This is a genomic window from Variovorax robiniae, assembly GCF_037889955.1.
In the GTDB taxonomy this organism is placed as follows: Bacteria; Pseudomonadota; Gammaproteobacteria; order Burkholderiales; family Burkholderiaceae_C; genus Variovorax; species Variovorax robiniae.
The window spans coordinates 464,160-490,307 of sequence record NZ_JBBKZS010000003.1 but is presented as its reverse complement, the minus strand read 5'-3'; the positions used below and the strand labels follow the sequence as shown (position 1 = coordinate 490,307).

Sequence of the window (26,148 nt, the reverse complement as noted above, 5' to 3'; positions counted from 1 at the left end):
CGCAAGACCCATGACCCTGACAGAACTCAAGTACATCGTCGCCGTTGCGCGCGAGCGGCATTTCGGCAAGGCAGCGGAAGCCTGCTTCGTGTCGCAGCCGACCTTGTCCGTGGCGATCAAGAAACTGGAGGACGAGCTGGAGGTCAAGCTCTTCGAGCGCAGCGCCGGCGAAGTGACCGTGACGCCGCTGGGCGAGCAGATCGTGCAGCAGGCGCAGAGCGTGCTCGACCAGGCCGCGAGCATCAAGGAGATTGCCAAGCGCGGCAAGGACCCGCTGGCCGGCCCGTTGACGCTGGGGGTGATCTACACCATCGGGCCCTACCTGCTGCCCGACCTGGTCCGGCAGAACATCGCGCGCACGCCGCAGATGCCGCTGATGCTGCAGGAGAACTTCACCGCCAAGCTGCTGGAGATGCTGCGCGCGGGCGAGATCGACTGCGCCATCATGGCCGAGCCCTTCCCCGACACCGGCCTGGCCATGGCACAGCTCTACGATGAGCCTTTCATGGCCGCGCTGCCGGCGCACCATCCGCTGGCCTCGCGCGCATCGATCACCTCGGACGAACTCAAGAACGAGACCATGCTGCTGCTCGGCACCGGTCATTGCTTTCGCGACCATGTGCTCGAGGTGTGCCCCGAGTTCGCGCGCTTCTCGAGCCACGCCGAAGGCATCCGCAAGAGCTTCGAGGGTTCTTCGCTCGAAACCATCAAGCACATGGTGGCCGCGGGCATGGGCGTGACCCTGGTGCCGCGCCTCTCGGTGCCGGCCGATGCGCTACCCGCAAAGGGCAAGACACGCGCCCGGGACCAGAACCCCATCGTGCGCTACCTGCCCATCGTCGATGCCCACGGCGGCGAGCCGCCCACGCGGCGCGTGGTGCTGGCCTGGCGACGCAGTTTCACGCGTTACGAGGCGATCGCCGCGGTGCGCAACGCGATCTATGCGTGCGAGTTGCCGGGCGTGCGGCGACTGTCGTAGCGTCCTGCGCCATGGAAGACTGAGATGTCGTCAACCCCGCCGGCGCGTGGTCGCCTTGCTCTCTACCTGGACCTGATCCGCTGGGACCGTCCCGCGGGCTGGCTGCTGCTGCTCTGGCCGACGCTGGGCGCGCTGTGGTTTGCGGCGGACGGCTGGCCGGGTTGGCACCTGCTCATCGTGTTCGTGCTCGGCACGATCCTCATGCGCAGCGCGGGCTGCTGCATCAACGACGTGGCGGACCGCGACTTCGACCGGCATGTGAAGCGCACCGCGCAGCGGCCGGTGACCAGCGGCGCCATCTCGGTCAAGCAGGCGCTGGGCTTCGGCGCACTGCTGGCGCTGGCGGCGTTCGGGCTGGTGCTCACGACCAACCGCATCACGGTGCTCTGGTCCTTCGGCGCGCTGGCAATCACGCTGATATATCCCTTTGCCAAGCGCTTCGTGTCGATCCCGCAGGCGGTGCTGGGCATTGCCTTCAGCTTCGGCATCCCGATGTCCTTCGCGGCGGTGCAGGGCAGCGTTCCGGGGTTGGCCTGGTGGCTGCTGGCGGGCAACCTGTTCTGGGTGCTGGCCTACGACACCGAATACGCAATGGTCGACCGCGACGACGACCTGAAGATCGGCATGAAGACCTCGGCCATCACCTTCGGCCGCTTCGACGTGGCGGCGGTAATGTTCAGCTACGCGGTGTTCATCGCGGTCTGGGGCTGGATTGGCTACAGCCATCAACTCGGCGCCGCCTTTCTCCTGGCGATCGCTGTGGCCGTGGCGCAAGCGGCCTGGCACTGGCGGCTGATCCGCACCCGAACACGAGAAGGCTGTTTCAAGGCCTTCCGGCTCAATCACTGGCTGGGCTTCTCGGTGTTCGCTGGGATTGTGATCGGCTACGCGTTGCGCTGATGGACCCAACGTGCGGCAAGCCCACAGCTGCCAATGGCCGGCGGCAGCACGTGCTCGTATTCCGAAGCTGTCCTACTTTCCGAACTCTTCGCCCAACTCCCGCGCCCGCGCCTGCGCCGCGCGCATGGCGTCCTTGAACTTCTCCTTGACCTGCGCGCCTTCCATCGAGGTGATCGCGGCGTAGGTGGTGCCGCCCTTCGATGTCACCCGCTGGCGCAATACCGATGGCGGTTCGTCCGATCCGCTCGCCAGCGCGGAAGCTCCGGTGAAGGTGCCGACCGCCAACTGGTGCGCCTGCTCCGGCGTCAGGCCCATGTCGATGCCGGCCTCCGTCATCGCCTCGATGAAATAGAACACATAGGCCGGCCCGGAGCCGGACATCGCCGTCACCGCGTCGAGATCGCCTTCGGCATCGACCCAGAGCAATTGGCCTGTTGGCGCCAGAACCTGTTCCACCATTCCCCGCGCGGCGCCTTCGACCCCGTCGCGGGCAAAGAGGGCGGTCATGCCCTGCCCGATGAGCGCGGGCGTGTTGGGCATGGCGCGGACGATGCGCTCGCTGCCGAGCCAGCGGGCGATGCTCTGCGAGGGAATGCCGGCCGCGACGCTCAGGTGCAGCGCGCCCGCGGCATGTTCTCGCACGGGCTGGGCGGCCTCGGCAAACATCTGCGGCTTTACCGCCCAGACCAGCAGTTCGCAGCGTGCCAGCGCCGCACCCGCTTGCGCCATCGCCGCAATGCCGAAGTCACGGGCCAGCCGCTGGCGCGCTTCCTCGAAAGGCTCGACGACCTCGAACGCCGAAGCCGGCACGCCCTGGCGGATCAGCCCGCCCAGGATCGCGCTGGCCATGTTGCCGCCGCCGATGAAGCCGATCGGTGGCAGCGCTGCAGTGTCGGAGGGAGGGGTGGATTGGAGGGTCATGGTCGGTCGGTGAACTCGAAGGCGGCGAACTGCGTGATCTGCAGCGGATTGAAATTGTCGTCGCTCAACACGACCAGCAGGCGTCGGCCGTTGGCGAGCGGCGGGCCCCAGCACATGCCCTCGGTGTTGTCGAGGCGCGACAGGCCCAGCGCGGCGAAGTCGGCGACCAGCTTCTTGGCGACCGGGCGATGCTTGCCCGGCGCCAGCGCGTCGATGGCCTGCACGTCGTCGCCGCCACGCGTGTCGATTTCATAGAGGCGCAGCGAATTGCCGGTGCCCACCGCATAGGCGCGTTCGAGCACCAACATCCGGTGGGCATCCAGCATCAGGATCTCGCTCACGCCGTTCTCGGCATGCGTGCCGGGCACCAGCGGCCGCAGCGGCACGGGATCGTTGAGATAGGCGATCTGGCGCAGCACGCGACCGCTGTCCAGGTCGAGCGCCGTGAAGCGGCAGGGGCCGCCGGGAGAATCCAGGGTCGGTCTGGCGCCGTCTTGGATCAGCGCGTTTTCCATGGCGAGCCAGGCCGTGCGATGGTCCGGCGTCAGCGCCAGTCCTTCGAAAGCGAGGTTGTCGCGCGCGCCGCGCCGGCCGTCGCTGCTTGGCTCGAACATCGGGGGGAGCGCGAATTGCCGCACCAGGCGGCCGTCGCGCCGGCTTTCATAAAGTGCGGGGCCGAAGCCGCGGCCCTCGTCGCCCTCGGACGCCCAGAGCAGGGTGTCAGTGTCGGGCCGCAGGCGCAAGGCTTCAGGATCGGGCACCGGCATGCCGTCGCGGGCATTGCGGCGGTTGGGCCAGGTTGTTCCGTCCGCCTGCAACAGCGAAGTGACTTGGGAGAAGGTCGGCGCCTGTGCGCTGTTGGCCGACCATCGCGCGCTGTAGTACCGAACGGGGTCCAGGGTTGATCGGTCATCCGACAGAAGCAGGTACTCACCTCTTGCGGTATCGAAGTCGATCCCGGACAGCCCGCCGATGGTGGTGCCTTCGAATCGCTGCCAATGCGCCAATCGCGCCTCCGCCAGCAACCGAAGCCGGCTGGCCGGCGCCGCAAGCGGGGTCTGGGCATGGCACCCGGCCAGCGCGCCCGCCAGCGCCGCGGCACCGCCCAGCAGACGCCGGCGTGAAAATAGGGGTAAATCAGGGTGCGTCGGCACGCCCGCGAGTCTAGGCGACTTTGAAATAGTCGAAGCAGGTGAGTTGACGGACCGTAAACACCATGGCACAATCGCGGGCTTCGCTTGAAAAGGCGAGGCTTTCCGCCCATACGGATGCATCTCAAATGGTTTGAGGTGCGGACGACGGGCCCAAGACTGACTGGCGCTGACCTACTTTGAAAAGGTGGGAAAGGCAACGGTACAAGTTGGGAACTACGAACAATGATCCAAACTGAATCCCGGCTCGAAGTGGCCGACAACACGGGCGCGAAATCCGTCCTGTGTATCAAGGTGCTGGGCGGCTCGAAGCGTCGCTACGCCAGCGTTGGCGATGTCATCAAGGTCAGCATCAAAGAAGCTGCACCCCGTGGCCGCGTCAAGAAGGGCGAAATCTACAGCGCCGTGGTGGTTCGCACCGCCAAGGGCATCCGTCGCGCCGACGGTTCGCTCGTCAAGTTCGACGGCAATGCCGCCGTGCTGCTCAACGCCAAGTTGGAGCCGATCGGCACCCGCATCTTCGGACCGGTGACCCGCGAACTGCGCACCGAGAAGTTCATGAAGATCGTCTCGCTGGCTCCCGAAGTTCTCTAAGGATTCAACGCCATGAACAAGATTCGCACAGGCGACCAGGTCATCGTGTTGGCCGGTCGTGACAAGGGCAAGCGCGGCGTCGTGACGCTGCGCAAGGACGATTCGCACGTCGTCGTCGAAGGCATCAACATCGTCAAGAAGCACGCCAAGCCGAACCCCATGAAGGGTACGACCGGCGGCATCGTGGAAAAGACCATGCCGATTCATCAATCCAACGTGGCGATCTTCAATGCCGCGACCGGCAAGGCCGATCGCGTGGGCATCAAGGTCACGGACGGCAAGCGCGTGCGCGTTTACAAGTCCAGCGGCGAAGAAATCAAGATCGCCTGAGGAGTAATCACATGGCACGTCTCCAACAACACTACCGCGAAAAGGTCGCCAAGGACCTGACCGAGAAGTTCGGCTACACCTCGCCGATGCAGGTCCCGCGCCTGACCAAGATCACCCTGAACATGGGTGTGGGCGAAGCTGTCGCCGACAAGAAGGTCCTGGACAACGCCGTCGGCGACCTGACCAAGATCGCCGGCCAGAAGCCCGTCGTCACCAAGTCGAAGAAGGCCATCGCCGGCTTCAAGATCCGTGAACAACAGCCGATCGGCTGCATGGTCACGCTGCGTGGCGTCCAGATGTATGAATTCCTGGACCGTTTCGTGACCGTGGCCCTGCCGCGCGTGCGTGACTTCCGTGGTATCTCCGGTCGCGCTTTCGACGGCCGTGGCAACTACAACATCGGCGTCAAAGAGCAGATCATTTTCCCCGAGATCGAATACGACAAGGTCGATGCCCTGCGCGGTCTCAACATCAGCATCACGACGACGGCCAAGACCGACGAAGAAGCCAAGGCGCTTCTCGCGGGCTTCCGTTTCCCGTTCAAGAACTGAGGCGAGACAATGGCAAAAGCATCCCTGATCCAGCGCGAACTCAAGCGCGACAACCTGGTCGCCAAGTACGCCGCCAAGCACGCCGAACTGAAGGCGATTGCGAACGACGCCAAGAAGAGCGACGAAGAACGCGCTGCTGCACGCCTCGGCCTGCAAAAGCTGCCGCGCAACGCGAACCCCACGCGCCAGCGCAACCGTTGCGAAATCACCGGTCGTCCCCGCGGCACCTTCCGCCAATTCGGTCTGGCCCGCGCCAAGATCCGTGAACTGGCTTTCAACGGCGACATCCCCGGTGTCACCAAGGCCAGCTGGTAAGCCAGGCAGGAGCAAACAACATGAGCATGAGTGATCCCATTGCCGACCTGCTGACGCGTATCCGTAACGCGCAGATGGTGGCGAAGCCCACCGTGTCGGTCCCGTCTTCCAAGGTGAAGGTCGCGATCGCACAAGTCCTGAAGGACGAAGGCTACATCGACGGTTTCCAGGTCAAGACGGAAGCCGGCAAGAGCGAGCTCGAAATCTCGCTGAAGTACTACGCTGGCCGTCCGGTCATCGAGCGTATCGAACGCGTGAGCCGTCCCGGCCTGCGCGTCTACAAGGCCAGCGCTGCGATCCCGCAAGTGCAGAACGGCCTTGGCGTCGCCATCGTGACCACGCCCCAGGGCGTGATGACGGACCGCAAGGCCCGCGCCAACGGTGTTGGTGGCGAAGTCCTGTGCTACGTCGCCTAATCGAGGAGATCAAGAAATGTCCCGAGTAGGTAAAGCACCGGTCGTCATCCCCGCAGGCGTGGATGTGTCGATCAAGGATGACCAGATCAATGTCAAGGGCACGGGCGGCACGCTCGCACTGACCCGCAACGCATTGGTCAACGTCACCAACGCAGAAGGCAAGCTGAGCTTCGTTCCCGCCAACGATTCGCGTGAAGCGAATGCGATGAGCGGCACGTTGCGCCAGCTGGTCAACAACATGGTTGTCGGCGTCACCAAGGGCTTCGAGAAGAAGCTGAACCTGGTCGGCGTGGGCTACAAGGCTGCTGCCCAGGGCGCCAAGCTGAACCTCCAGGTCGGCTATTCGCACCCGGTCAACATCGACATGCCGCAAGGCATCACGGTCGCCACCCCGACGCCGACGGAAATCCTGATCAAGGGTGCCGACCGTCAACGTGTCGGCCAGATCGCCGCCGAGATCCGCGCTGTTCGTCCGCCCGAGCCCTACAAGGGCAAGGGGATCCGATATTCGGACGAGAAGATCGTGATCAAAGAGACCAAGAAGAAGTAAGGGGCAGCAAAATGGTGTTGACCAAAAAAGCACAACGTCTGCGTCGCTCGCGCCAGACCCGCATCCGGATCGCTACGCAAGGCGTTGCACGCCTGACCGTGAACCGGACCAACCTGCACATCTACGCCACCGTCATCTCCGGCGACGGCGCCAAGGTGCTCGCCTCTGCGTCGACGGCCGAAGCCGAAGTCCGCAGCTCGCTCGGCGCGTCGGGCAAGGGTGGCAATGCCGCCGCCGCCACGCTGATCGGCAAGCGCATCGCTGAAAAGGCGAAGGCTGCCGGCGTCGAGAAGGTCGCTTTCGACCGCGCAGGTTTCGCCTACCACGGCCGCGTCAAGGCGCTGGCTGATGCAGCCCGCGAAGCCGGCCTGCAGTTCTAAGGAATTCGAAAATGGCAAAGATCCAAGCAAGAACGCAGAACGAAGGACCTGAGGACGGTTTGCGCGAGAAGATGATCGCGATCAACCGCGTCACCAAGGTGGTGAAGGGTGGTCGTATCCTCGGTTTCGCAGCACTGACCGTGGTCGGCGACGGCGATGGCAAGGTCGGCATGGGCAAGGGCAAGTCGAAGGAAGTGCCTGCTGCCGTGCAAAAGGCGATGGAAGAAGCCCGTCGCAACCTGTTCAAGATCTCGATCAAGAACGGCACGCTGCACCACGCGGTGACCGGTCACCACGGTGCCTCGTCGGTCGTGATGTACCCGGCCCCCAAGGGTACCGGCATCATCGCCGGCGGCCCGATGCGCGCCGTCTTCGAAGTCCTGGGCATCACCGACATCGTGGCCAAGAGCCATGGTTCGTCGAACCCCTACAACATGGTCCGCGCCACCCTGGACGGCCTGAAGAACTCGACCACCGCTTCGGCAGTCGCTGCAAAGCGCGGCCTGACGGTCGAAGAAATCTTCGCCTGAGGAACAACGTCATGACGCAACAACAAACCGTCAAGGTGCAGCTGGTGAAGAGCCCGATCGGCACCAAGCAGGCACATCGCGACACCGTGCGCGGCCTGGGCCTGCGCAAGCTCAACTCCGTGTCGGAGTTGCAGGACACGCCCGCAGTGCGCGGCATGATCAACAAGATCAGCTACCTGGTCAAGGTTCTGTAAGAGAGACTGACATGGAACTCAATAGCATCAAGCCGGCAGACGGCGCGAAGCACTACAAGCGTCGCGTCGGCCGTGGTATCGGCTCCGGCCTCGGCAAGACCGCGGGTCGCGGTCACAAGGGTCAGAAGTCGCGTGCAGGCGGCTTCCACAAGGTGGGCTTCGAAGGCGGTCAAATGCCTTTGCAGCGTCGCCTGCCGAAGCGTGGCTTCAAGTCGCAATCGCTCAAGTACAACGCCGAAGTCACGTTGACCGCGCTGGAAGCCCTCGGCCTGGCCGAAGTCGACCTGCTGGCACTGAAGCAAGCTGGCCTCGTCGGCCAGATTGCCAAGGTCGTCAAGATCATCAAGACCGGTGAACTCACCAAGGCCGTCAAGTTGACCGGCATCGGTGCAACGGCAGGTGCCAAGGCTGCGATCGAAGCAGCCGGCGGCAGCGTCGCGTAAATCTCAGGCACTGGAAAGTAGGCTGTAGTGGCAACCAACGCGGCAACGCTCGCAAAGACTGGCAAGTTCGGTGACCTGCGTCGCCGGCTCGTGTTTTTGCTGCTCGCACTCGTGGTCTATCGGATCGGCGCGCACATTCCTGTTCCGGGCATCAACCCGGACCAGCTGGCGGCGTTGTTCCAGGACCAGAAGGGCGGTATCTTGAGCCTGTTCAACATGTTCTCGGGCGGGGCGCTGTCGCGCTTCACCGTGTTCGCGCTGGGCATCATGCCGTACATCTCCGCGTCGATCATCATGCAGTTGATGACCTACGTGTTGCCGACCTTCGAGCAGATGAAGAAGGAAGGCGAGGCAGGTCGTCGCAAGATCACGCAGTACACGCGCTACGGTGCGTTGGGCCTGGCGCTGTTCCAGTCGTTCAGCATTGCTGTGGCGCTGGAATCGTCGGCTGGCCTGGTGATCAACCCGGGTTTCGGCTTCCGTCTGACGGCAGCGGTCAGCCTCACGGCTGGCTCGATGTTCCTGATGTGGCTCGGCGAACAGATCACTGAACGTGGACTGGGCAATGGGATTTCGATCCTGATCTTCGCGGGTATCGCGGCCGGCTTGCCGGGTGCGATCGGTGGCCTGGCTTCGCTGGTGTCGACAGGTGCGATGAATCCGCTGGTGGCGTTGTTCATCGTGGCTGTTGTCGTGCTGGTGACCTACTTCGTGGTGTTCGTCGAACGCGGCCAGCGCAAGATCCTCGTGAACTATGCGCGGCGTCAGGTCGGCAACAAGGTGTATGGCGGTCAATCGTCGCACCTGCCGCTGAAGCTGAACATGGCTGGCGTGATCCCGCCGATCTTCGCGTCGTCGATCATCCTGCTGCCCGCCACCGTCGTCGGCTGGTTCAGTACCGGTGAAGGCGGTTTCCGCTGGATCAAGGACGTTGCGAGCGCACTGCGCCCCGGCGAGCCCATCTACGTGTTGCTGTACGCAGCAGCCATCGTGTTCTTCTGCTTTTTCTACACGGCGTTGGTTTTCAACAGCCGCGAAACGGCAGACAACCTGAAGAAGAGTGGCGCGTTCATTCCGGGCATCCGTCCGGGTGACCAGACTGCTCGCTATATCGACAAGATCCTGGTCCGCCTGACGCTGGCTGGCGCGGTGTATATCACCTTCGTCTGCCTGCTGCCCGAGTTCCTGATCCTCAAGTACAACGTGCCCTTCTATTTCGGTGGCACGTCGCTCTTGATCATCGTCGTGGTGACCATGGATTTCATGGCCCAGGTGCAGAACTACCTGATGTCCCAGCAGTATGAATCGCTGCTGAAGAAGGCCAACTTCAAGACGTCGTAAGCCAGGTCAACGAAAAGTTTTAGGAGAATTGATATGAGAGTTTCGGCTTCGGTCAAAACCATCTGCCGTAATTGCAAGATCATCCGCCGCAAGGGTGTGGTGCGTGTGATCTGTACCGACCCGCGCCATAAGCAGCGCCAGGGTTGATTAGAGAAACATCAGAGGACGCACATGGCACGTATTGCTGGCATCAACATTCCGCCGCACAAGCACGCTGAAATCGGCCTGACGGCCATCTTCGGCATCGGTCGCACGCGCGCTCGCAAGATCTGCGAAGCAACCGGCATCGACTACTCGAAGAAGATCAAGGATCTGACGGACAGCGATCTCGAGAAGATCCGCGACCAGATCGCTCTCTTCACGATCGAAGGCGACCTGCGTCGCGAAACGACGATGAACATCAAGCGCTTGATGGACATCGGCTGCTATCGCGGCTTCCGTCATCGCCGTGGCCTGCCGATGCGCGGCCAGCGCACGCGCACCAACGCCCGCACTCGCAAGGGTCCGCGCAAGGCTGCGCAGTCCCTGAAGAAATAAGGATAGAACAGCATGGCTAAAGCACCTGCAAACAACGCTGCACAGCGCGTCCGCAAGAAGGTTCGCAAGAACGTTGCCGACGGTATCGCCCACGTGCATGCGTCGTTCAACAACACCATCATCACGATCACCGACCGTCAGGGCAACGCCCTGTCGTGGGCTTCGTCGGGTGGCCAAGGCTTCAAGGGCTCGCGCAAGTCGACGCCTTTCGCAGCCCAGGTCGCTTCGGAAGTCGCTGGCCGCGCTGCGGTCGAGCAAGGTATCAAGAACCTCGACGTCGAGATAAAGGGCCCCGGTCCTGGTCGTGAATCGTCGGTGCGCGCCCTGGCCGCACTGGGCATTCGCATCAACTCGATCGCCGACGTGACGCCCGTGCCGCACAACGGCTGCCGTCCGCAAAAGCGTCGTCGCATCTAAGCGCTGACGCCCGGCGCAGCCCGCTTCACGGCGGCTGCGCATTTTGTTTTTTCAACAAGCCCACCGCCGTTGGCACGCCGCTGACGGCTCCCGCAGGAAACCACTGCGGCAGATGACACAAAGGAAGATCACGTGGCACGCTACCTCGGCCCCAAGGCCAAACTTTCCCGCCGTGAAGGCACCGACCTGTTCCTGAAGAGCGCCCGTCGTTCGATCCAGGACAAGTCGAAGTTCGATTCGAAGCCCGGCCAGCACGGCCGCACCTCGGGTCAGCGCACTTCCGATTTCGGCCTGCAACTGCGCGAAAAGCAGAAGGTCAAGCGCATGTACGGCGTGCTGGAAAAGCAATTCCGCCGCTACTTCGAAGAAGCCGACCGTCGTCGTGGCAACACCGGCGCCAACCTGCTGTTCATCCTCGAATCGCGCCTGGACAACGTGGTCTATCGCATGGGCTTCGGCTCGACCCGCGCTGAAGCACGCCAACTCGTGTCGCACAAGGCGATCACGGTGAACGGCCAGTCGGTCAACATCCCGTCGTACCTGGTCAAGACCGGCGACGTGATCGCTGTGCGCGACAAGTCGAAGAAGCAGACGCGTATCGCCGAAGCACTGCAACTGGCCCAGCAAGTCGGCATGCCGGCATGGGTCGAAGTGAACGCCGACAAGGGCGAAGGCACGTTCAAGAAGGTGCCGGATCGCGACGAATTCGCAGCCGACATCAACGAATCGCTGATCGTCGAACTGTATTCGCGTTGATGAATGGCCCGCACCGCGTGGTGCGGGTTGCTGTTTTTTTAGTTGTTATCCCGTTCTCGGCGTGCCCCGCAAAGTGCGCCGGGCGCTTCACCAGCCTTACCGGTGTAACGAACCGGGGGTATTGAGAGGAAGTCCTGCATGCAAACCACCCTGCTGAAACCCAAGACCATCCAGGTCGAGCAACTGGCGCCGAACAAGGCCAAGGTCACGCTCGAGCCTTTCGAGCGCGGCTACGGCCACACGCTCGGCAACGCGCTGCGTCGCGTTCTGCTCTCGTCGATGGTTGGCTATTCGGCAACCGAAGTCACCATCGCTGGCGTTCTGCACGAGTACTCGTCGATCGACGGCGTGCAGGAAGATGTGGTCAACATCCTTCTGAACCTCAAGGGCGTGGTGTTCAAGCTCCACAACCGCGATGAAGTCACGCTGAGCCTGCGCAAGGACGGCGAAGGCCCGGTGCTGGCTTCCGACATCCAGACGCCGCACGACGTCGAGATCATCAACCCCGATCACGTGATCGCGCACCTGTCGCAAGGCGGCAAGCTCGACATGCAGATCAAGGTGGAAAAGGGTCGGGGCTACGTGCCCGGCACGATGCGCCGTTACGCTGACGAGCCGACCAAGTCGATCGGCCGCATCGTCCTCGATGCGTCGTTCTCGCCGGTCAAGCGCGTGAGCTACACGGTCGAAAGCGCCCGCGTGGAACAGCGTACCGACCTGGACAAGCTGCTGGTCGAGATCGAAACCAACGGTGCGATCACCGCTGAAGACGCAGTCCGCGCCTCGGCTAAAATCCTCGTTGAACAGCTCGCCGTGTTTGCGCAGCTCGAAGGCGGCGAACTGGCTGCATTCGATGCACCGGCACCGCGCAGCGCACAGCAATTCGATCCGATCCTGCTGCGCCCTGTGGACGAACTCGAACTGACGGTGCGTTCTGCGAACTGCCTGAAGGCCGAAAACATCTACTACATCGGTGACCTGATCCAGCGCACCGAAAACGAGCTGCTCAAGACCCCGAACCTGGGTCGCAAGTCGCTCAACGAAATCAAGGAAGTGCTCGCCTCCCGCGGCCTGACCTTGGGCATGAAGCTCGAAAGCTGGCCGCCGGCCGGCCTCGACAAGCGCTGATTCAGCGCTGAACCGCAAAGGGCAGTACCTGATACGGCTGCCTTTATTACAAACCTCGAAAAAGGAAATCAAAAATGCGTCACGGTCACGGCCTCCGCAAACTCAACCGCACCAGCTCGCACCGCCTCGCGATGCTGCAGAACATGATGAACTCGCTCATCGAGCACGAGGCCATCAAGACCACGGTCCCCAAGGCCAAGGAACTGCGTCGCGTCATCGAACCGATGATCACGCTGGCCAAGAAGCCGACGGTTGCCAACAAGCGCCTCGCATTCGACCGCCTGCGCGACCGCGACAGCGTCGTGAAGCTGTTCAACGACCTGGGCCCGCGCTTCGCGACGCGTCCGGGCGGCTACACCCGCATCCTGAAGATGGGCTTCCGCGTGGGCGACAACGCCCCGATGGCGCTCGTCGAACTGGTCGATCGCCCCGAAGTGAAAGAAGCTGCTGAAGACCAAGCAGCCGGCGAATAAATAGTATATAATTCCATCTTGCCGCGCGATGGAGCAGCCTGGTAGCTCGTTGGGCTCATAACCCAAAGGTCGCAAGTTCAAATCTTGCTCGCGCAACCAATTGAAAGCCCCTGATTTTCGAATCAGGGGCTTTTTTCATTTCCGGGTGGAATACGGAAGCGGACCGCAGAACGAAGAGGTCGCGAAGGTTACGCAAAAGTCGCAAAAGAAAATCAAAAGATTTCTTTGCATTCTTTTGCGGCTTCTGCGTCGGCTGTCCGAATTCTTCAGCCTCAGCGACGCCCGTCCTTCAGTCCGGCACGACAGCCGTCACCTCGATCTCCACCTTCGCCCGCTTCTCCACCAGCGCCGCCACCTGCACGCAGGTCATCGCAGGGAAGTTGCGGCCCATGGCTTCGCGGTAGACAGGACCGAGCTCGCGCAGGCGGGCGTTGTATTCGTCGCGGTCCGTGATGTACCAGGTCATGCGGACCATGTGCTCGGGGCCGGCGCCGGCTTCGCGCAGGACCTCGACGATGTTGCGCAGGGCCTGGCCGGTCTGTTCGATGAAATCGTCGGAGACGAATTGCTGTTGCCCATCCCAGCCGATCTGGCCGCCCACGAACACTTGCGTGCCGCGCGCGGCGATGCCGTTGGCATAGCCTTTTGGGGGCAACCAGCCGGCGGGTTGCAGGATTTGCATCATGGTCATCAAAGACTCCTCAGTTTGAAACGTTGCAGCTTGCCGGTCTCGGTGCGTGGCAAGGCGTCGACGAAAGCGATTTCGCGCGGGTACTTGTAGGGGGCGATGGTGGCCTTGACGTGGTCTTGCAAGGCTTTCACCAGTTCGGCGTCTCCGGTCTGGCCGGGCTTGAGCACGCAGAAGGCCTTGACGATCATTCCGCGCTCTTCGTCGGGCTTGCCAATGACGCCGCATTCGGCGACGGCAGGGTGCTGCAGCAATGCGTCCTCGACCTCGGGGCCACCGATGTTGTAGCCGGCCGACACGATCATGTCGTCGGCGCGTGCCTGGTAGAAGAAGTAGCCGTCGGCATCTTCCATGAAGGCGTCGCCCGGGTAGTTCCAGCCGTTCTTCACGTAGTTGGCCTGACGAGCGTCGTCCAGGTAGCGGCAGCCGACCGGGCCGATGATCGCGAGCTTGCCGACGGTGCCGCGCGGCACCTCGTTGCCATCGTCGTCGACCACCTTGGCGGTGAAGCCGGGCACGGCCTTTCCGATGGCGCCGCGGCGCACTTCCTCGGGCGCGGCGGAGATGTAGATGTGGAAGACCTCGGTGCCGCCGATGCCGTCGAGCATCTCGATGCCGGTGGCGTCCTTCCACAGCTGGCGCGTGGCATCGGGCAATGCTTCGCCAGCGCTCACGCTGATGCGCAGGCTGGGGACGCCGATCTTCTTGGCGAAGGGGGCGACCTGGCGGTAGAAGGTGGGCGCGGTGTAGGTGATGGTGGCGCCGGAATCGTTGATCAGCTTGACCATGCCTTCGGGCGTGTAGCTGCCGTCGGGGAAGAAGACGGATGCGCCCGCCCACATCGGGAAGATCAGCAGGCCGCCCAGGCCGAAGGTGAAGGCCAGTGGGGGCGAGCCCAGCACAATGTCGCTCGGGCGTGCGCGCAGGACGTGGCGTGGCCAGGTCTCGCAAATGGCTAGGACGTCGCGGTGCGTGGAGATCGGCGCCTTGGGCTTGCCGGTGGTGCCGGAGGTGAAGGCGAGCAAGGCAATGTCGTCTGCGGCGGTGGGGCAGGGCTCGAAGGTGCCGGCCTTGGAAGCGGCGCGTGCCTCGAGCGAACTGGGTTGGTCGGGTCGGTTGAAGGCGATGATGGTCTTCAGCACCGGATGCTCCGCGCGCGCGGCTTCCAGCTCGGCCAGCAGCTTGCCGTCGCAGAGGGCGGCCACGGGTTGCGACTTGTCGATAATGTCGCCAAGTTCCTTGGCGCGCAGCAGCGGCATCGTCGCGACCGCAATCAGTCCGGCCTTGACGACGGCGAGCCAGGACAAGGCCATCTGGATCGAATTGCCGCCACGCAGTAGCACGCGGTTTCCGGGGACAAGGTGCAGGTCCTCGGTCAGCACCTGGGCGATGCGGTTGACCTCGACGGCCGCTTCGGCATAGCTGAGCGTGCGCGTGGGGGAACGCAGCATGGGGTTGTTTGCGAAGCCCTTGGCCGGGGCCTTGTCGAGCAGTTCCTCGACCAGGTTCAACTGGTCGGGCAACTGCAGTTCCGGCAGGTCGTAGCGGAAGATCGGAAGTTGATCCGGTGGGGGCAGCCGGTCGTGGACGAAGCGGTCGATCTGTGCGGTCATTGCGTCACCTTTGTGCTGTGCGCGCGCTCAGGCGTGCTTCAGGACGGACTTGCCGATGATGAGTTGCTGGACCTCGGTCGCGCCTTCGTAGATGCGCAGCGACCGGATGTCGCGGTACAGGCTTTCGACCTTGGTGCCGACCTGTACGCCCATGCCGCCGTGCAGTTGCAGCGCCATGTCGATGACGCGCTGGGCGTTCTCGGTGGCGGTCATCTTGGCCATGGCGGCGGCGGCGGTGAGGTCGCCGGAAGGCCTCTGCCCGCTGCGCTCGGATTCGTCGCGCATCCAGGCCGCGCGGTAGGTGAGTAGGGCGGCGGCGTCGACCAGCGCGGCCATGTCGCCCAGCTTGGCCTGCGTGAGCTGGAAGTCGGCGAGCGGGTGGCCGAACATCTGGCGGCGCTGGGCGTGGGCGACGGCCTCGGCCAAGGCGCGGCGGGCCATGCCGAGGGCAGCGGCGGCGACGGACGCACGGAAGATGTCGAGGGTGCGCATGGCGAGCTTGAAGCCGCCGTGGAGGTCGCCCAACTGGGCGGTGCGGGGCACGATGCAGTCGTTGAACTTCAGCGTGGCCAAGGGGTGCGGCGCCATCACGTGGATGTGGCCCGAGGTGTCGAGGCCTTGGCTTGTTGCGTCGACGATGAAGGCGGTGATGCCGCGCGTGCCACCCGTGGGGTCGGTCTTGGCGAAGGTGCAGTAGAAGTCCGCGATGCCGCCGTTGCTGATCCAGGTCTTGGTGCCGTCGAGCTTCCAGCCGTCGGGCGTGGCGTCGGCGCGCATGGCCATGGCGCCCACGTCGGAGCCGGCGTTGGGCTCGCTCAGGGCGAAGGCGGCGATCTTGCTGCCGTTGGCGACCGCCGGGAGGTAAGCCGCTTGTTGCTCGGGGCTGCCGGCCAGCGTGATGGCGCCGCTGCCGAGGCCCTGCATCGCGAACGCGAAGTCCGCGAGGGGCGAGTGATAGGCGAGCGTCTCGCGCAGCAGCACGAGGGCGCGGGAGTCGAGGCGCTCCAGCGCGCCGCCGGAGGCCGCGGGCACGCAGTAGCGCAGCCAGCCGCCGTCACCGAGGCGTCTGACCCAGTCGCGGCATGCCGCGCGGTCGTCGCTCTCGTCGACGTCCTGTGCGGCGGCCCACGGCAGAAGGCCTTGCGCGAGGGCGCGATGGGCGTCGTCGAAGAAGGGCAGCGCGAGATGCGCGATCGATGGCGGGGTAGGCGGTGGTGTGTTCATGTCGTCAGGAAAGCGGGGACGGGAACGGGGTGGACGAGGGGCGTCGGGATGCAGGCCGAAGCGGGCGTGGATCCCGAGGCGAAAACGGGAGCGGGGGCGAGGACGGAAGCGAATGCCGACAGCCGGACGCAGAGGACGCGAAGGTTCCGCGAAGGACGCGAAAGGAATACCGAAAAATGGCAACTGGCTGTGCGCATCTTTCGCGTCCTTTGCGTTTCTTCGCGACCTTTGCGTACGGTCAAGTCCGCATTCCTCCGTGCCATCTCAGTCGCCTTGGAAGGCTGGCTTGCGCTTGTTCGCAAAGGCCTCGTACGCGCGCTTGAAATCTTCGGTCTGCATGCAGATCGCCTGCGCCTGCGCTTCGGCTTCGATCGCCTGGTCGATGGTCATCGACCATTCCTGCGACAGCATGGTCTTGGTCATGCCGTGGGCGAAGGTGGGACCGGCGGCGAGCTCGCGTGCCATCGTGGTCGCGGCCTCCAACAGTGCGACGCTTTCATGCAGCGCGTTGAAGAAGCCCCAGGCGTGGCCTTCGGCGGCGGTCATGGCGCGGCCGCTGAACAGCAGTTCCGACGCGCGGCCCTGGCCGATCATGCGCGGCAGCAGCGCGCAGGCGCCCATGTCGGCGCCGGCCAGGCCGACGCGGGTGAACAGGAAGGCGGTCTTGGTGGCAGGCGTGCCGTAGCGGATGTCGCAGGCCAGCGCGATCATCGCGCCGGCGCCGGCGCAGATGCCGTCGATGGCGCCGATGATGGGTTGCGGGCAGGCGCGGATCGCCTTCACCAGGTCGCCGGTCATGCGCGTGAATTCGAGCAGCGCGGGCATCTCCATCTTCGTGAGCGGGCCGATGATCTCGTGCACGTCGCCGCCGGAGCAGAAGTTGCCGCCCGCGCCGGTGATGACGATGACCTTCACGTCGGTGGCGTAGTTGAGTGCGCGGAACAGGTCGCGCAGTTCGGCATACGAGTCGAAGGTGAGCGGGTTCTTGCGCTCGGGGCGGTTCAGCGTGATGGTGCCGATGCCGTCGGCGAAGGACCAGGCGAAGTGCTTCGCGGTATACGACGCCTTGGGTTCGAATTGCGCGTGCATGGGGTTGCCGGCGCCGATGTAGTGCTTCATGCGATTTCCGTGGTGGGTGTGGTTTGCTTGACCTTGCCGAGCAGCTTGTGCAACTGCGAGATCTCCTTGGCGTTGAGGCCGGCAAAGGCGTCGACGATCCAGGCTTCGTGCTTCTGCGCCATGTCGTTGAAGAGCTTGCGTCCGCGCGGCGTGAGGCGCACGCGCCAGGCGCGGCGGTCGTTGGCGACGTCGACGCGTTCGACGAGGCCTTCGGTGACGAGCTGGTCGGTGATGCCGGTGACGTTGCCGCCGGTGACCATCATGCGGCGCGAGAGTTCGTTCATCTTCAGGCCCTCGGGCGCGCGCTCGAGTTGCGACATGAGGTCGAAGCGCGGCAGCGTGGTGCTGAACTGTTCGCGCAGGCTGTTGCGCACCTGCTTTTCGATGAGTTGCGTACAGGTCAGGAGGCGCAGCCAGAGGCGCAGTTCGTCGGGGTGTTCGCTGTGGGCGCGGGCTTCGAGGTCCATGGTGTTCACTCCACCGGCGCGGGCTTTGCCGCGACCGCTTGCGTGGCCGCAGCCATCTCCTTCTGCTTCGCCATCTCCCGGTACATCTGGTCGCGTCCGCTGAGGTATTGCTTGGGCCAGTCGACCGCACGGCTTTCCAGCTTGGCGGCTTCGTGCAGCGTCCAGGCCGGGTCGGCCAGGTGCGGGCGGGCCACGGCGCAGAGGTCGGCGCGGCCGGCCGCGATGATGCTGTTGGCCTGGTCGGCGTCGGTGATGGCGCCGACGGCGATGGTCGAGATGCCGATCTCGTTGCGGATCCGGTCGGCGAACGGGGTCTGGTACATGCGGCCGTAGACGGGCTTGGCGGCACGCGTGGTCTGGCCCGAGGAGACGTCGATGAAATCGGCACCCGCAGCCTTGAACAGGCGTGCGATCTCGATGGCGTCGTCGCCGGTGTTGCCGCCGGGCGCCCAGTCATGGGCGGAGATGCGCACGCTCATCGGTTTGTCGGCGGGCCAGGCAGCGCGCATGGCCTTGAACACTTCGAGCGGGTAGCGGCAGCGCGCGTCGATGTCGCCGCCGTACTCGTCGGTGCGCAGGTTGGTCAGCGGGCTGATGAAGGAGGCGAGCAGGTAGCCGTGGGCGCAGTGCAGTTCGAGCCAGTCGAAGCCGCACTCGGCCGCGCGGCGGGTGGAGGCGACGAACTGGTCGCGCATGAGGTCCATGTCGGCGCGGCTCATTTCAGCGGGCAACTGGTTCTGTTCGCCGTAGGCCAGCGCGCTGGCCGACAGCAGCGGCCAGTTGCCAGTCGGCAGCGGCTCGTCGGTGCCTTCCCAGCCGACCTGGGTCGAGCCCTTCGGCCCGCTGTGACCCAGCTGCATGCCGATGCGCGCGCTGCTCTGCGCATGCACGAAGTCGACGATGCGCTTGAACGCGGCCTGCTGCGTGTCGTTGTAGAGGCCGGTGCAGGCCGGGGTGATCCGGCCTTCCGGTGTGGGGCTGGTCATCTCGACCATCACCATCGCCGCGCCGCCGAGTGCGCGAGCGCCGAGGTGCACCAGGTGGAAGTCTTGCGGCACGCCGTCGACCGCGCTGTAGGTGGCCATCGGCGAGACGATGATGCGGTTCTTCAGCGTGAGGCCGCGCACGGTGAGCGGCATCAGCATCGGCGGAAGTTGCTTGCCGCCAGCCAGCCATGTCTCGTAGCCGCCGAGCCACTTTGCGTCGCGCAGGCGCAGGTTCTCGTGGCTGATGCGTTGCGAGCGGGTCAACAGCGAGTACGCGAACTGCTCGATCTGCATGCCGCTGTAGCGCGTCACGTTCTCGAACCATTCGGTCGAGTTGCGCGCGGCGTTCTGGATCTTCAGCACTTCGACGCTGCGGCGGCCTTCATAGGCTTCGAGCACCTGCTCGACGTCGCCATGCAGGGCGAAGGTGTTGGCCAGGTCGATCGCGTCTTCCAGCGCCAGCTTGGTGCCGGAGCCGATCGAGAAGTGGGCAGTGTGCGCGGCATCGCCCATGAGCACCACCGGCACGGACTTGCCGCCGACATCGACGCGATGCGTCCAGTGCCCGCAGACCACGCGCGGGAAGCGGATCCAGTTGGCGGAGCCGCGCAGGTGGGTGGCGTTGCTGATGAGGGCGTTGCCGTCGAGGTAGGGCGCGAAGAGCTTTTCGCAGAAGGCGATGGCCTCGGGCTGCTCCATCTTGTCGAGGCCGTGGGCCTTCCAGACTTCCTCGGGCGTCTCGACGATGAAGGTGGAGGTGTCGGCATCGAACTGGTAGGCATGGGCCTGGAACCAGCCGTGCTCAGTCTTTTCGAAAGCGAAGGTGAAGGCATCGAAGCGCTTCTTGGTGCCGAGCCAGACGAAGCGGCACTGGCGCGTGTCGATGTCGGGCTGGAACACGTCGGCGTAGCGCGTGCGGATGCGGCTGTTGAGGCCGTCGCTGGCAATGACCAGGTCGGCGTCGTATTGGGCGGCCAGGGCCTGGTCGTCGGTGACGTCGCATTCGAAGACGAGATCCACGCCGAGTTCGAGGCAGCGCTCCTGCAGGATGTTGAGCAGGCGCTTGCGGCCGATGCCGCAGAAGCCGTGGCCGCCGGAGCGCACGCTGCGGCCCTTGAAGAAGACCTCGATGTCGTCCCAGTGGTTGAAGGCGTCGCCGATGAGCGCGGCGGTGGGCGCGTCGGCCGCGGCCAGGTTGGCGAGTGTCTGGTCGCTGAGCACCACGCCCCAGCCGAAGGTGTCGAAGGGGCGGTTGCGCTCGACGACGGTGACGGCCAGGTCGGGCCAGCGCGCTTTCATGAGCAGCGCGAAGTACAGGCCGGCGGGGCCACCCCCGATGCACAACACACGGCGGAGGGCGGGAGAGGGCAGCTTTGGGCAATTCATGGTCGAATAGTTTAGGCTTAAACAATCATTTGTCAATGGACTACAAGGGCATCGGGCCGGGTCAGTTGACGATCGATTGACGCATCGCAAGAATCTTCCGCATGCAAAGCTTGATACCGAAGATCGAGTCGCGCCTGGACACGCTGGCCGTGCCCATTGCGCTGGAGCTGCCGGATGGGCGGCGCGTTGCAAAGCCGGGGTCGCGTGTGACGCTGGCCTTTTCCGACTGGTCAGGGCTTACCAAGCTTGCGGCCAGCCAGATCGGTGCGATCGGCGAGTTGTACGTCGAGGGCAAGATCCAGATCGAGGGCGCCATGCGCGACCTCACCGATGTCGCCGTCGGTCTTCTGCCGGGCAACCCGGTCGAAACCAACACGGGCTGGTGGGGACGGCTGCTGCGGCGGGCCAAGTCGCGCGGGGCGCACTCGATGAACAAGGATGCGGCGCAGATCGAGTTCCACTACGACGTCTCGGATGACTTCTACGCCCTCTGGCTGGACCCGCGCCGGGTCTATTCCTGCGCGTACTTCAAGACGCCCGACATGACGCTGGCGCAGGCGCAGGAGGCCAAGCTGGACCACATCTGCCGCAAGCTGATGCTGGCGCCCGGGCAGCGCTTCCTGGACATCGGTTCCGGATGGGGCGCGCTCTTGATGTGGGCCGCCGAGCACTACGGCGTCGATGCGACCGGCATCACCCTGTCGAAGAACCAGCATGCGTACGTGCAGCGGCTCATCGACGAGAAGGGCCTGGGCGGGCGGGTGCGCGTGGAACTGCGCGACTACCGGGAGCTGGCCGCCGGCAAGCCTTTTGACCGTATCGCGTCCGTCGGCATGTTCGAGCATGTGGGTGCGGCCAACATGCCGGCCTACTTTGCCCGGATCAACGAACTGCTGGTGCCCGGCGGCATCGCGATGAACCACGGCATCACATCAGGTCGGCTCGACCAGGACCAGCTCGGCAATGGCATGGGCGACTTCATCGAGAAGTACATCTTCCCGGGCGGGGAACTGCTGCACGTGACGCATGTGCTGCGTGAGATGGCGATGGCGGGGCTGGAGATGGTCGATACGGAGAACCTGCGACCGCACTATGCGCGCACGCTGTGGCATTGGTCGGACGGCCTTGAGAGCAAGCTGGAGGCGGCCCTCGCGGTGCTGGAGCGCTCCACCGGCAGCCGCGAGCGGGCGGAGCGCATCCTGCGGGCCTATCGTCTTTACCTGGCCGGATCGGCCATGAGTTTCGAGCAGGGCTGGATCTCGCTGCACCAGATCCTTGCCATCAAGCCGGACGGCCACAAGGAAACGGGCTTGATGCCCGGCGCACATTCGGCGTACCCTTTCGTCCGGGACCATATCTACCTGTAAGAGATCACATGCTTTACAAATTCAAATCACAAGCGACCCAAGACGTCGTGATGCTCGAAGCCAATGCCCGGCAGTTGCTCGAGATCATGGGCAAGTCGGGAGGGGCGAGCGGCATCATCACGGTCGAGCAGATCCCGGCAGCGCTGGCCGCGCTGGAGGCGGCGGTGCGCAATGAAGGCGCCAACAAGCACAACCACGATTCGCTCGCGGTCGAAGGGCATGCGGAAGAAGCGGAGCGGCAGCACATCGGCTTGCACCAGCGCGCGGCGCCGATCATTCACATGCTGAAAGACTCGCAGGCGGATGGCAAGGATGTGATCTGGGGAGCTAAATAAAGCTCGCCCCAGGTCGCCGCTTCGCGGCTCGCACCCCTACCGGGGCAACAGCAGCGGCCTTCCGCGGTGTTTCACGAATGGAGACTCGCCCCCTGCGCTGATTCACCTTGGCACGGCGCCAGGGCTTGAAAAGTCATAGCGTGGTCCGGGGCCTGGAACGATAGGCGGCCCTGCGTCGGGCCCGCGGATGGGAACTGCGCCCTCATACGTGGGCGTGACTTCCACGGGCGACGGGATCGACGAGGCGTAGCGCGGGCCGGGGCCCGGCACCACCGGCGGGCCCGGATCTGCGTAGCCTGGATGCAGCGTGTTTGCCGGCTGGCGGTAAGGCTCTGTCCAACTGTAGGTGGGCGGCAGTCCGCTGGCCTCGGCGTCCTGCGGGTCCGGACGGCGCGTGCGCTCGCGCGCGTAGCTGCGCGGCGCGGCAGGCGCCTGGCTGCGCGCTGCACCGGTGATCGTGGTGTGAGGTGCAGAGATGGATGCGTCGGCCTCCGTGCCTGTTGCCGGCGAAGGCTTTGCCGCGGGGGCGGCAGGTGCTGCGGGCGCTGCGGGCGCAACTGTTGCGATTCGGCTCGATGCTGCCGGCGTCGCAGGCGCGGTTGGCGAGGAGGTGGCCGGCGCAGCGGCCGTCGGTACTGGCGGTACCGGCTGCGATTCTGGTTGGGCGGCCGGCACCGAAGCATTCGTCGTCGCCTGCAACGGCACCACCGCCTTGTGCGAGGTCAGCACGTACATGCACCATCCCACGAAGCCGATCAGCAACACGAGGCCGGCAATCCCGGCGCGCAGCCAGAACATGGCCGGTTCGCGCGCGGGCGCCGCGGCGTGCAAGGGTGTCGGTCGGGTCGTCTCTGTGCGCGTCGAGTCGAAGCCCACATCGCGCCGTGAATCCGCAAACGCCGGCCCGGGAATGGAAGTGCCCACCGGCTCGACACCCAGCCGCGCGGCGCAGCCGACGCAGAACTTGGCATTCTTCCGATTGAGCTTTCCGCAGATACCGCAAGCGGTCGTCATGAACCCACTCCTGACTGAACAAGCCTTGGACTGTGTGCCAAGGCCGGGGTTCACGCTGTCGGCGATTGACTACTTTGCAATCAAGTTACGGTGCCGTTTTCGACCAGAACCGGCGGTCAATCCACCTTCGCGCCCGAATCCTTCACCACCTTCGCCCACTTGGTGTGCTCGCTCGCGATCAGTTTGGCGAATTCTTCCGGCGTGTTGCCGCTCGGGATGGCGCCCTGGGCCAGCATCTTTTCCTTGATGGCCGGCGTGTTCAGCGATTTGGCGACTTCCTGCTGGACGCGGTTCACGATCTCGGGCGGTGTGCCGGCCGGTGCGAGCAGGCCGAACCACGAACTGGCCTCGTAGCCCTTGAGCGCCGGGCCGCCGGCCTCCTCGATCGTGGGCACGTCGGGCAGCGCGGCGGAACGCTTCGAACTCGTCACCGCCAGCGCGATCAGCTTGCCGGACTTGATCTGCTGCATCGACGAGGGCAGGTTGTCGAACATCACGTCGGCATTGCCGGCCACCATGTCCATCAAGGCCGGGCCGGAGCCCTTGTACGGGATGTGCGTCATGAAGCTGCCGGTCATGCTCTTGAACAGCTCGCCCGACAGGTGGATCGAGGTGCCGCTGCCGCTCGACGCCATATTGAGCTTGCCCGGATGGCTCCTGGCGTACTTGATGAAGTCGGCCACATTCTTGATGCCCATCTCCTTGGCCTTGTCGGCGTTCATTTCCATCACGTTGGGCACGGCGGCGACCAGCGTGATCGGCACGAAGTCCTTGATCGGGTCGTAGGGAAGCTTGTTGTAGAGCGCGCGGTTGATGCCGTGCGTGCCGACCGTGCCCATCAGCAGCGTGTAGCCGTCGGGCGGCGAGTGGGCCACGACCTCGGCGCCGATGTTGCCGCCGGCGCCGCCGCGGTTGTCGACGATGAACTGCTGGCCGAAGGCCTTCGACAGCTCGGGCGCCACGGCGCGCGCCAGGATGTCGGTGGTGCCGCCCGCCGCGAAGGGCACGACGATGCGCACCGGCTTGCTGGGCCATTTGTCCTGCGCGGCGGCGGGGCCCGCGAGCAGCAGCAGGGCCGCTGCTGCGGTGGCGGCCAGGGCGGTGCGCCGATTCGGCTTGGAGTGGAAGGTCATGCCGGCTTTCGAGGAAGTGGGTTGCGGGAAAGTCATCGCGCTCGTTGTAAGCGCGAAGCGAGCGATCCGTTGCCCGTAGTTACCCAAGCGGTGCTGGCGGCCCGGTCGATGGTCAACGACCTTTCATCCGCGCCGCAAAGCCGGCCTCGCGGAAGCGCTCCACCATGAAATCGACGAACACGCGTGTCTTGGCTGGCAATAGTTTCTTGCTCGGGTAGTACAGGGACAACTGCCCCATGTCTGCGGCCCAGCCGGGCAGCAGTCGCACGAACTCGCCGTTGGCCAGGCCGGGTGCGGCAAAGGGCATCGGCAGCAGTGCCACGCCGAGGTCCATGCGCACGGCCTGGGCGATGGCCTCCGGATCGCTGAACACGATGCGCGCGCGCAGATCGGCAGCGCCTTCGTCGCCGGCCGAGTTGCGCAAGGTCCAACTGCGCACACGCCCGGTCGGCGACGAGCGCCGCACGATGCCGTCGAGGGCTGCCAAGTCCGAGGGGTGCACTGGCGAGGCCCGACCCGCCATGTAGCGCGGCGACGCCACCGCCACCACGTCGACGCGCGCCAGTTCCCGCGCCACCAGTCCCGGCGAGAGCTCGATGCCGCCGCCGATGGCCGCGTCGAAGCCTTCGCCGATCAGGTCGACCTGGCGGTTGTCGAAATGCCAGTCGGGGACGACGGCCGGGTAGCGCGCGAGGAATTCGCCGAGCAGCGGCACCACGTAGGCGCGGCCGAAAGCCTGGCCCATGCTGACCTTGAGCGTGCCGGCCGGCTGGCCGCCGACGGTGGCCACGCTGGCCAGTGCGTCCTGCAGGGTGGCCAGGCCGCCGCTCACCTGGCGGAGGAAGGCCTCGCCAGTCTCGGTGAGCGCGAGGCGCCGCGTGCTGCGCTGGAACAGCCGCACGCCCAGGCTGCCCTCCAGCCGCGCGACGTTCTTGCTGACGGCGGCCGGCGTCAGGCCCAGGCGCCGGGCGGCGGCGGAGAAGCTGCCGGACTCGGCGCTCTGGACGAAGGATTCGAGATGGCTGAGCGGTTCCATGGCCGCCATTTTCAACCCGTGGTTGCAAGTCATTGATGTTTTTGATGGCTACCGGGAACAGGTGGAAATCCCGAAACTGAAGGCCTGTTCAACACATTCCCTTCGAAAGATCCTCATGACCACCTCTGCAAACTCCCTCCCGCTCGCTGGCAAGGTCGCCTTCGTCACCGGCGGATCGCGCGGCATCGGCGCCGCCATCGTGCGCCGGCTGGCCGCCGACGGCGCCAACGTCGTCTTCAGCTATGCCGCGTCGCAAGCGCCCGCCGATGAACTGGTGCGCAGCGTCGAAGCCGCCGGCGGTCGCGCCCAGGCCGTGCGCATCGACAGCGCCGATGCCGCTGCGCTCACCGCAGGCATCGACAAGGTTGCCGCCGATCTCGGCCGCCTCGACATCCTGGTCAACAGCGCCGGCGTGCTGCTGCTCGGAACGGTCGACCAGTTCTCTGTGGAAGATTTCGACCGTACGCTGGCGGTCAATGTGCGGGCCGTGTTCGTCGCCACGAAGGCCGCGACCGCGCACATGGCGCAGGGCGGCAGGGTGATCAACATCGGCAGCACGAACGCCGATCGCATGCCCTTTGCCGGCGGCAGCGCCTACGCGATGAGCAAGGCGGCGCTGACCGGCCTGGTGAAGGGCCTGTCGCGCGACCTTGGCCCGCGCGGCATCACGATCAACAACGTGCAGCCCGGCCCGGTCGACACCGACATGAACCCGGCTGACGGCCCGAACGCGGATGGCCTGCGCTCGATGATGGCGATTCCGCACTTCGGCAAGGGCGAAGACATCGCCGGCATGGTGGCGTACCTCGCCGGGCCGGACGGGGGCTATGTGACGGGGGCGAGCCTGACGATCGACGGGGGCTTCGGGGCTTGA

Annotated in this window: 33 protein-coding genes and 1 tRNA gene; 23 read left to right on the top strand and 11 right to left on the bottom strand. The window is 64.9% G+C overall.

Annotated elements, in window-relative coordinates; genetic code table 11:
* The first annotated feature begins 10 nt into the window (after positions 1–10).
* Together WKW79_RS10520 and ubiA are read left to right on the top strand one after the other, a co-directional pair.
* A complete protein-coding gene (locus tag WKW79_RS10520; protein ID WP_340335080.1) occupies positions 11–979 on the top strand; it encodes a LysR substrate-binding domain-containing protein in 969 nt (322 codons plus the stop codon).
* 24 nt (positions 980–1,003) lie between these two features.
* The gene (gene ubiA, locus WKW79_RS10515) at positions 1,004–1,879 is read left to right on the top strand and encodes a 4-hydroxybenzoate octaprenyltransferase (RefSeq protein WP_340335079.1); all 876 of its coding nucleotides are present in this window, start codon (positions 1,004–1,006) and stop codon (positions 1,877–1,879) included.
* 72 nt (positions 1,880–1,951) lie between these two features.
* Here ubiA and proC read toward each other — a convergent pair whose 3' ends face one another.
* Both proC and WKW79_RS10505 read right to left on the bottom strand, forming a co-directional pair.
* Positions 1,952–2,800: a pyrroline-5-carboxylate reductase gene (gene proC, locus WKW79_RS10510; protein ID WP_340335078.1), complete on the bottom strand. Its 849-nt coding sequence runs from the start codon at positions 2,798–2,800 to the stop codon at positions 1,952–1,954.
* Complete coding sequence (locus WKW79_RS10505; RefSeq protein ID WP_340335077.1) at positions 2,797–3,954, bottom strand: esterase-like activity of phytase family protein; 1,158 nt, start codon at positions 3,952–3,954, stop codon at positions 2,797–2,799. The genes proC and WKW79_RS10505 overlap by 4 nt, the downstream gene beginning before the upstream one ends.
* A gap of 222 nt (positions 3,955–4,176) precedes the next feature.
* On the opposite strand from WKW79_RS10505, the gene rplN reads away from it, so the two are divergent.
* The 18 genes from rplN to WKW79_RS10415 all read left to right on the top strand — a co-directional run bounded on the left by rplN (position 4,177) and on the right by WKW79_RS10415 (position 13,005).
* Positions 4,177–4,545 (top strand): 50S ribosomal protein L14, encoded by a 369-nt coding sequence (gene rplN / locus WKW79_RS10500; RefSeq protein WP_009124801.1) that lies wholly within the window; start codon positions 4,177–4,179, stop codon positions 4,543–4,545.
* Positions 4,546–4,557: 12 nt separating this feature from the next.
* A complete protein-coding gene (rplX, locus tag WKW79_RS10495; protein ID WP_340335076.1) occupies positions 4,558–4,875 on the top strand; it encodes a 50S ribosomal protein L24 in 318 nt (105 codons plus the stop codon).
* Positions 4,876–4,886: 11 nt separating this feature from the next.
* Positions 4,887–5,426, top strand: a complete 540-nt coding sequence (rplE, locus tag WKW79_RS10490; protein ID WP_340335075.1) for a 50S ribosomal protein L5 — start codon at positions 4,887–4,889, stop codon at positions 5,424–5,426.
* Between the two features lie 9 nt (positions 5,427–5,435).
* Complete coding sequence (gene rpsN / locus WKW79_RS10485) at positions 5,436–5,741, top strand: 30S ribosomal protein S14 (RefSeq protein ID WP_038118843.1); 306 nt, start codon at positions 5,436–5,438, stop codon at positions 5,739–5,741.
* A gap of 20 nt (positions 5,742–5,761) precedes the next feature.
* Positions 5,762–6,157 (top strand): 30S ribosomal protein S8, encoded by a 396-nt coding sequence (gene rpsH, locus WKW79_RS10480; protein WP_340335074.1) that lies wholly within the window; start codon positions 5,762–5,764, stop codon positions 6,155–6,157.
* Positions 6,158–6,173: 16 nt separating this feature from the next.
* Entirely contained in the window at positions 6,174–6,707 is a 534-nt protein-coding gene (gene rplF, locus WKW79_RS10475) for a 50S ribosomal protein L6 (protein ID WP_213958258.1), read from the top strand.
* Positions 6,708–6,721: 14 nt separating this feature from the next.
* Positions 6,722–7,087 (top strand): 50S ribosomal protein L18, encoded by a 366-nt coding sequence (gene rplR, locus WKW79_RS10470; RefSeq protein WP_213958300.1) that lies wholly within the window; start codon positions 6,722–6,724, stop codon positions 7,085–7,087.
* A gap of 11 nt (positions 7,088–7,098) precedes the next feature.
* Positions 7,099–7,617, top strand: a complete 519-nt coding sequence (gene rpsE, locus WKW79_RS10465; RefSeq protein ID WP_340335073.1) for a 30S ribosomal protein S5 — start codon at positions 7,099–7,101, stop codon at positions 7,615–7,617.
* An 11-nt stretch (positions 7,618–7,628) separates the two neighbouring features.
* Positions 7,629–7,811 (top strand): 50S ribosomal protein L30, encoded by a 183-nt coding sequence (rpmD, locus tag WKW79_RS10460; RefSeq protein WP_213958257.1) that lies wholly within the window; start codon positions 7,629–7,631, stop codon positions 7,809–7,811.
* Between the two features lie 11 nt (positions 7,812–7,822).
* Positions 7,823–8,254, top strand: a complete 432-nt coding sequence (rplO, locus tag WKW79_RS10455; RefSeq protein WP_340335072.1) for a 50S ribosomal protein L15 — start codon at positions 7,823–7,825, stop codon at positions 8,252–8,254.
* Positions 8,255–8,281: 27 nt separating this feature from the next.
* The gene (secY, locus tag WKW79_RS10450) at positions 8,282–9,595 is read left to right on the top strand and encodes a preprotein translocase subunit SecY (RefSeq protein ID WP_340335071.1); all 1,314 of its coding nucleotides are present in this window, start codon (positions 8,282–8,284) and stop codon (positions 9,593–9,595) included.
* A gap of 33 nt (positions 9,596–9,628) precedes the next feature.
* Positions 9,629–9,742: a 50S ribosomal protein L36 gene (rpmJ, locus tag WKW79_RS10445; RefSeq protein WP_038201958.1), complete on the top strand. Its 114-nt coding sequence runs from the start codon at positions 9,629–9,631 to the stop codon at positions 9,740–9,742.
* A gap of 24 nt (positions 9,743–9,766) precedes the next feature.
* Positions 9,767–10,132 (top strand): 30S ribosomal protein S13, encoded by a 366-nt coding sequence (gene rpsM / locus WKW79_RS10440; protein WP_340335070.1) that lies wholly within the window; start codon positions 9,767–9,769, stop codon positions 10,130–10,132.
* Between the two features lie 12 nt (positions 10,133–10,144).
* Positions 10,145–10,549 carry a 30S ribosomal protein S11 gene (gene rpsK, locus WKW79_RS10435; protein ID WP_009124825.1) on the top strand — a complete coding sequence of 135 codons (405 nt, stop codon included), beginning with the start codon at positions 10,145–10,147 and terminating at the stop codon, positions 10,547–10,549.
* 132 nt (positions 10,550–10,681) lie between these two features.
* Positions 10,682–11,305, top strand: a complete 624-nt coding sequence (rpsD, locus tag WKW79_RS10430) for a 30S ribosomal protein S4 (protein ID WP_340335069.1) — start codon at positions 10,682–10,684, stop codon at positions 11,303–11,305.
* A 138-nt stretch (positions 11,306–11,443) separates the two neighbouring features.
* A complete protein-coding gene (locus tag WKW79_RS10425; RefSeq protein WP_093059385.1) occupies positions 11,444–12,433 on the top strand; it encodes a DNA-directed RNA polymerase subunit alpha in 990 nt (329 codons plus the stop codon).
* Positions 12,434–12,507: 74 nt separating this feature from the next.
* Positions 12,508–12,906 carry a 50S ribosomal protein L17 gene (rplQ, locus tag WKW79_RS10420; RefSeq protein ID WP_340335068.1) on the top strand — a complete coding sequence of 133 codons (399 nt, stop codon included), beginning with the start codon at positions 12,508–12,510 and terminating at the stop codon, positions 12,904–12,906.
* 22 nt (positions 12,907–12,928) lie between these two features.
* A tRNA-Met gene (locus WKW79_RS10415) sits at positions 12,929–13,005 on the top strand.
* A 190-nt stretch (positions 13,006–13,195) separates the two neighbouring features.
* On the opposite strand, the gene WKW79_RS10410 is transcribed toward WKW79_RS10415, so the two are convergent.
* From WKW79_RS10410 to WKW79_RS10385, 6 genes are all read right to left on the bottom strand, one after another.
* The gene (locus tag WKW79_RS10410) at positions 13,196–13,591 is read right to left on the bottom strand and encodes a RidA family protein (protein ID WP_340335186.1); all 396 of its coding nucleotides are present in this window, start codon (positions 13,589–13,591) and stop codon (positions 13,196–13,198) included.
* Positions 13,592–13,596: 5 nt separating this feature from the next.
* Positions 13,597–15,207: an AMP-binding protein gene (locus WKW79_RS10405; RefSeq protein WP_340335067.1), complete on the bottom strand. Its 1,611-nt coding sequence runs from the start codon at positions 15,205–15,207 to the stop codon at positions 13,597–13,599.
* Between the two features lie 27 nt (positions 15,208–15,234).
* Complete coding sequence (locus tag WKW79_RS10400; protein WP_340335066.1) at positions 15,235–16,431, bottom strand: acyl-CoA dehydrogenase family protein; 1,197 nt, start codon at positions 16,429–16,431, stop codon at positions 15,235–15,237.
* A 264-nt stretch (positions 16,432–16,695) separates the two neighbouring features.
* Positions 16,696–17,550, bottom strand: a complete 855-nt coding sequence (locus tag WKW79_RS10395) for an enoyl-CoA hydratase family protein (protein WP_340335065.1) — start codon at positions 17,548–17,550, stop codon at positions 16,696–16,698.
* A complete protein-coding gene (locus WKW79_RS10390) occupies positions 17,547–18,017 on the bottom strand; it encodes a MarR family winged helix-turn-helix transcriptional regulator (RefSeq protein ID WP_340335064.1) in 471 nt (156 codons plus the stop codon). Before WKW79_RS10390 ends, WKW79_RS10395 begins: the two co-directional genes overlap by 4 nt.
* A gap of 5 nt (positions 18,018–18,022) precedes the next feature.
* The gene (locus WKW79_RS10385; RefSeq protein WP_340335063.1) at positions 18,023–20,389 is read right to left on the bottom strand and encodes a bifunctional salicylyl-CoA 5-hydroxylase/oxidoreductase; all 2,367 of its coding nucleotides are present in this window, start codon (positions 20,387–20,389) and stop codon (positions 18,023–18,025) included.
* A gap of 101 nt (positions 20,390–20,490) precedes the next feature.
* Between WKW79_RS10385 and WKW79_RS10380 the strand changes: the two genes are divergently transcribed.
* Together WKW79_RS10380 and WKW79_RS10375 are read left to right on the top strand one after the other, a co-directional pair.
* Positions 20,491–21,756, top strand: a complete 1,266-nt coding sequence (locus WKW79_RS10380; protein ID WP_340335062.1) for a class I SAM-dependent methyltransferase — start codon at positions 20,491–20,493, stop codon at positions 21,754–21,756.
* Positions 21,757–21,764: 8 nt separating this feature from the next.
* On the top strand, positions 21,765–22,091 hold the full coding sequence (locus WKW79_RS10375; protein WP_340335061.1) for a DUF1840 domain-containing protein: 327 nt from the start codon (positions 21,765–21,767) through the stop codon (positions 22,089–22,091).
* A gap of 102 nt (positions 22,092–22,193) precedes the next feature.
* Here WKW79_RS10375 and WKW79_RS10370 read toward each other — a convergent pair whose 3' ends face one another.
* The 3 genes from WKW79_RS10370 to WKW79_RS10360 all read right to left on the bottom strand — a co-directional run bounded on the left by WKW79_RS10370 (position 22,194) and on the right by WKW79_RS10360 (position 25,274).
* On the bottom strand, positions 22,194–23,105 hold the full coding sequence (locus WKW79_RS10370) for a hypothetical protein (RefSeq protein WP_340335060.1): 912 nt from the start codon (positions 23,103–23,105) through the stop codon (positions 22,194–22,196).
* Between the two features lie 116 nt (positions 23,106–23,221).
* On the bottom strand, positions 23,222–24,238 hold the full coding sequence (locus tag WKW79_RS10365) for a Bug family tripartite tricarboxylate transporter substrate binding protein (protein ID WP_340335059.1): 1,017 nt from the start codon (positions 24,236–24,238) through the stop codon (positions 23,222–23,224).
* A 112-nt stretch (positions 24,239–24,350) separates the two neighbouring features.
* Positions 24,351–25,274, bottom strand: a complete 924-nt coding sequence (locus WKW79_RS10360) for a LysR family transcriptional regulator (RefSeq protein ID WP_340335058.1) — start codon at positions 25,272–25,274, stop codon at positions 24,351–24,353.
* Between the two features lie 115 nt (positions 25,275–25,389).
* Between WKW79_RS10360 and WKW79_RS10355 the strand changes: the two genes are divergently transcribed.
* Complete coding sequence (locus tag WKW79_RS10355) at positions 25,390–26,148, top strand: SDR family oxidoreductase (RefSeq protein ID WP_340335057.1); 759 nt, start codon at positions 25,390–25,392, stop codon at positions 26,146–26,148.